Source organism: Methylobacterium sp. GC_Met_3, assembly GCF_026540775.1.
In the GTDB taxonomy this organism is placed as follows: domain Bacteria; phylum Pseudomonadota; class Alphaproteobacteria; order Rhizobiales; family Beijerinckiaceae; genus Methylobacterium.
Genome location: NZ_JALNUL010000147.1, coordinates 1 through 1,604 on the forward strand (window position 1 = coordinate 1; position 1,604 = coordinate 1,604).

The 1,604-nt window shown below is 67.8% G+C and carries 1 protein-coding gene; it reads right to left on the reverse strand.

Going from position 1 to position 1,604, the window contains the following annotated elements; all coding sequences use genetic code 11:
• Positions 1-52 precede the first annotated feature (52 nt).
• Positions 53-1,540: a hypothetical protein gene (locus OXS27_RS32215; protein WP_267361727.1), complete on the reverse strand. Its 1,488-nt coding sequence runs from the start codon at positions 1,538-1,540 to the stop codon at positions 53-55.
• Between the last annotated feature and the right edge of the window lie 64 nt (positions 1,541-1,604).

Genomic DNA, 1,604 nt, shown 5'->3' on the forward strand with positions numbered 1-1,604 from the left:
CTAAACGGAACGATGCTGTAACAGAACGCCGTGCGGCAGGCTTAGCACTCGTCTACGGTCCCTCTGGATCGCCCAGCGCGACCTCCCACAGACGGCAGTCCGGGCTTTCGCGCATCAGTGTGGCCCGGACGGCATGGCGCCGACGGAGCGCATCGAACCAGCCGCGGCCTGCCTCATCGAGCACGAGGAAGCGACCCTGGGCGAGGATGTCATTCGTAGACAGGACGTTTGCGGCGAGCGCGCTGCCAGGGGTGGCCCAGTGGCGCAGAATTTCCATGATGTGGAAGTCCATGGCGTTGTTGCGGGCGCGTTTCGGGTAGTCCAGCACGACGCGCCAGTCGAGCGGGTAAAGGGTCTTCTGGTTCGGCGCGTATCGGGCACGCGGCAGCCAAACGTGGGGCGACACGGCGACGACTGGTAGGCCGACGCGCGCGGCATCGGCTTCGAGGAAGTGGCCCTGAGTGTCGAGGCACGGAATTTCTTCCTGCCAGACGTCGAGCGACAGGCTCCAGCACCCGATTAGAACGCAGGTCGCCGCGGTACCGGCCAGGGCGGCTGGCCGGGCGCCGTGCCGCGCTGCTTCGACGGCCGGCAGCGGCAGCAGCGCCGCGATGAGTAGGTTGGGAATGAAGTAGCGCTGGATAAAGAACGGCGTGATGAGTTGCGAGCCGAGCCAAGCCGCGAGGGTCAGGCCAGCGTAGGAAAACAGCGCGGCGTACAAGGCTGCGACATCGCGGCGTTCTCTGATGAGTCGGCGTGGGTCAAAGCGCAGGCGGGCGGCCGCTAAGGCGAGGGCGATACCGAGCGCTATCGTCAGCGGCCGCGATCCCGTGAGCGCCTCCAACAACGTATCGACGTTCGGCACGGGGATCCAGCCGTATGGCGTGGCGACGGCCTTCTGGAACGGAAAGGAGATGGCGATCCAGGCGAGGAGCGCGGTGAGCGAAGGCACGGCCGCGAGACCGAGCGCCGCGGCGGCGCGCCGGTCGCGGCCGGCGAAGCACGCGAGCCCGGCGGCGCCGAGCGTGGCGAGCACGTAGAAGCCGCCGAAGCTGTGGGCGAGGGTTGCCAATAGGCCGATGCCGGCCAGCGCGATCGCCCTCGCGGGGTTCGGCCGATCCACGACGCGCAGGGCGGCGAGGAGCGTCGCAGAGACGAGGAACAGGTAGAGCGCGTAGGTGCGCACTGCGAGGAGCGCGTAGCCCACCATACCGTCGGCGACCAGCAACAGCGCCAGAGTCACGGCGACAGCCCCTGGGGACGCCAGCCGGCGGCCGATCCGGTAGGCGACCGCGGCGGTGGCAGCGAGCAGCACTAGGTTGAACGGCCTGAGCACGCGGTCTGGCGCTGCATCGAGCGCATGGGTCAGCGCCCAAGCGATCGATAGGTAGAGCGGCGGGTTGCCGTCGACGCCACGGATCGCGCCGTCCCACATGTGCCCGAGGCTTGGCGCGTCAACCAGCGTTGCCGTGTAAAGGTCGTCGAGCCCCATCATTCTGCCGAAGGACCGCCAGATCCACCACATCCCGACGAGCAGCATCGCGAATCCGGTTAGCCCAATGGGGCCAGGCAGAAAGGATAAGACGCGTTGGCGAACGGGTACT

What these genes read in the sequence shown, in the direction of transcription:
- OXS27_RS32215 (WP_267361727.1), bottom strand. Translation starts at nt 1,540, where the DNA reads ATGCTGCTCGTCGGGATGTGGTGGATCTGGCGGTCCTTCGGCAGAATG.